A 2,717-nucleotide genomic window follows, 5' to 3' on the forward strand; every position below is an offset into this window, starting at 1 on the left:
CCCTGGAAGGCGGCTGGGTGCCGCCACGCGTCGTCGTGCTCGAGTTCCCGAGCTACGAGAAGGCCGAGGAGTTCTACCACTCCGACCACTACAAGCCGATCCTCGCCATGCGACTGAAGGCCGGCAAGTCGAAGGCCATCCTCGTCGACGGTTACAGTGGCTAGCTCCGGAGCGAATGCGGCCGCCTTCAAGGCGGTCGGCACGCTCTACAACGCACTGATGACGGCGCTGGTGCTGGGTCTCGTGACCCGGCGCGGCGAGGACACGGCGCGCGAGTATGTGCTGCGCCACTTCCGCCGCCAGCATCTGGAAAAATTCCTGCCCGGCCTGCAGAAGCTCGGGCTCGCCGGCGAGCCCGACGCACCGGCCTGCGCGCTCTACCACTATCACTCCAACGCACTGGGCGGCGTGAAGACCGGCTACCTGCGCGAAAGCGACAGGAAGGCGTGGGTGCGCTATCCGCCGCCGCGCTGGATCTGGAAGGGCACGGCGATCGCCGCCGTCCCGCATTCGGTATCGGCCGCCATGCTGCACGGCTGGCACGGCCATAACGGCGTCTCGCTCAAGAACCCGGGGCTGGGGTTCGTCTGCACCGGCATGACGGTCGATGGCATGCCGGGTCTCGAAGGCTACTATTTCGACTACGGCCGGCCGCTGAAAGAGGAGGAGCGCGTGCGCTTCGCCTACGGCACCGAGGCGATGCCGCGTGTCGACTGGAACGCGCAGCCCAAGCTCGAGACCGCGAGCTGGCCCGAGGAACGGCGGCTAAAGACGTTCCGCGCCTATGCGCTGGAATATGTGCGGACCATGCTGCCGACCCTGCAGGAGCTTCTGGGGCCGGTCGACGCCCAGACGGAACTGGGCCGAGTCGCGCGCCTGATCGGGCTGCAATTCCACGAGGAGACGGCGCGCGATATGGATCTACCGACCGATGTCGAGCGCGGCGATCTTTTGAGCGCCCGCGATTTTGGCCGCTGGCTGTCGGCGATCCTTCAGGCCGAGGGCGAAGAGGTATCGACCGGGGAGAAGGACGGCCATGTCCTCGTGAAGCTGGCGGGCTGGCGCGTTGCTCGCGAACTCACTCTTGCCGATCCCCTGCTCGCCTTCGATGCCTGGAATGAACTCTGGCTCGGCGCCGCCGCCGCGCACGACCGGTTCCTCGCGGTTCAGACCTCGCGCGCGCTGGGCGACCGCGGCTGGGAGATCAGTTGGCGGATCGCGCCGAGGTAGCCTGCCGGCAACCGTCGACCGGCGACCGACGGGCCGAGTTGGTCGAGCGGCAGCCAGTGGGCATCACTGTGTTCGTCGCTCAAGGTCACGTCGGCGGTGCCCGCCAGCGTGCAGCCAAAGGCCACGATGCGCACGAAGCGCTGCGGCAGGACCTCGAACAGATGCTCGTCGAGAAAGGCGCCGATCTCGACGCTGAGTCCTGTCTCTTCCCGCACCTCGCGCGCGAGCGCCGTGCGGTGATCTTCACCCGCTTCGGGACGCCCGCCCGGCAGATCCCATTCGTCGCGCTCGTTCACCAGCAGCAGCACGCGGCCCTGGTGCAGCACGACGGCCTTCACGGACAATGGAGGGACATTCATCGGCCAATCCTAGCGCAAAGAAGAAGGGCCGGGGATCGCTCCCCGGCCCTCTCCAAGTCTCGTCGTCGGCTGGACTAGAAGTCCATGCCGCCCATTCCGCCGTCGCCACCCGGCGGCATGCCCATCGGGGCCTTCTTCTCGGGACGCTCGGCGACCATGGCTTCGGTCGTCACGAGCAGGCCGGCCACCGAGGCGGCGTCCTGCAGCGCGGTGCGCACGACCTTCACCGGATCGATGATGCCCGACTTGATCATGTCGACATAGTCGCCCTTCTGGGCGTCGAAGCCGAAGTTGTGGTCCTTCTGCTCGAGCATCTTGCCCGCAACCACCGCGCCGTCGTAGCCGGCGTTCTCGGCGATCTGGCGGACCGGCGACTGCAGCGCACGACGCACGATCTCGATGCCGACCTTCTGGTCGTCGTTGCTCGAACGGATCTTGTCGAGCGCCCGGATCGCATAGAGCAGAGCAGCACCGCCGCCGGCGACAACACCCTCTTCGACTGCCGCCTTGGTGGCGTGCATGGCGTCGTCAACGCGGTCCTTCTTTTCCTTCACTTCGACTTCGGTGGCGCCGCCGACCTTGATGATGGCAACACCGCCCGCGAGCTTGGCCAGGCGCTCCTGGAGCTTCTCACGGTCGTAGTCCGAGGTGGTCTCCTCGATCTGCGCACGGATCTGGGCGATGCGGGCCTGGAGATCCGCCTTCTTGCCCGAGCCGTCGACGATCGTGGTGTTTTCCTTCTCGACGATGACCTTCTTGGCCTTGCCGAGCATGTCGAGCGTGACGTTCTCGAGCTTGATGCCGAGGTCCTCGGAGATCAGCTGACCACCGGTCAGGATCGCCATGTCCTCGAGCATCGCCTTGCGGCGATCGCCGAAGCCCGGCGCCTTGACGGCGGCGATCTTGAGGCCACCGCGCAGCTTGTTCACGACCAGGGTCGCCAGGGCCTCGCCCTCGACGTCCTCGGCGATGATCAGCAGCGGCTTGCCCGACTGCACGACCGCCTCAAGCACCGGCAGCATCGCCTGCAGGCCCGAGAGCTTCTTCTCGAACAGCAGGATGTACGGCGAGTCGAGCTCGGCGATCATCTTGTCGGCGTTGGTGATGAAGTACGGCGAGAGATAGCCG

Annotated in this window: 4 protein-coding genes; 2 read left to right on the top strand and 2 right to left on the bottom strand. The window is 66.5% G+C overall.

Annotation, left to right across the window (positions count from 1 at the left end; all coding sequences use genetic code 11):
* Positions 1-2 precede the first annotated feature (2 nt).
* Both EPO55_RS26105 and EPO55_RS00210 read left to right on the top strand, forming a co-directional pair.
* Positions 3-164: a DUF1330 domain-containing protein gene (locus tag EPO55_RS26105; RefSeq protein ID WP_363718169.1), complete on the top strand. Its 162-nt coding sequence runs from the start codon at positions 3-5 to the stop codon at positions 162-164.
* Positions 157-1,230, top strand: coding sequence for a hypothetical protein (locus EPO55_RS00210; protein ID WP_296334346.1), 1,074 nt, complete (start codon positions 157-159; stop codon positions 1,228-1,230). The genes EPO55_RS26105 and EPO55_RS00210 overlap by 8 nt, the downstream gene beginning before the upstream one ends.
* On the opposite strand, the gene EPO55_RS00215 is transcribed toward EPO55_RS00210, so the two are convergent.
* Positions 1,167-1,589: an NUDIX hydrolase gene (locus EPO55_RS00215; protein WP_296334348.1), complete on the bottom strand. Its 423-nt coding sequence runs from the start codon at positions 1,587-1,589 to the stop codon at positions 1,167-1,169. The genes EPO55_RS00210 and EPO55_RS00215 overlap by 64 nt on opposite strands.
* A 74-nt stretch (positions 1,590-1,663) precedes the next feature.
* Positions 1,664-2,717: chaperonin GroEL (gene groEL / locus EPO55_RS00220; protein WP_296334350.1), on the bottom strand; the 1,054-nt coding region annotated here is incomplete at its 5' end.

This window comes from Reyranella sp., assembly GCF_004296935.1.
Lineage (GTDB): Bacteria > Pseudomonadota > Alphaproteobacteria > Reyranellales > Reyranellaceae > Reyranella.

Coding starts and splice junctions, on each gene's coding strand:
- EPO55_RS00215 (WP_296334348.1), bottom strand. CDS start 1,589: ATGAATGTCCCTCCATTGTCCGTGAAGGCCGTCGTGCTGCACCAGGGC.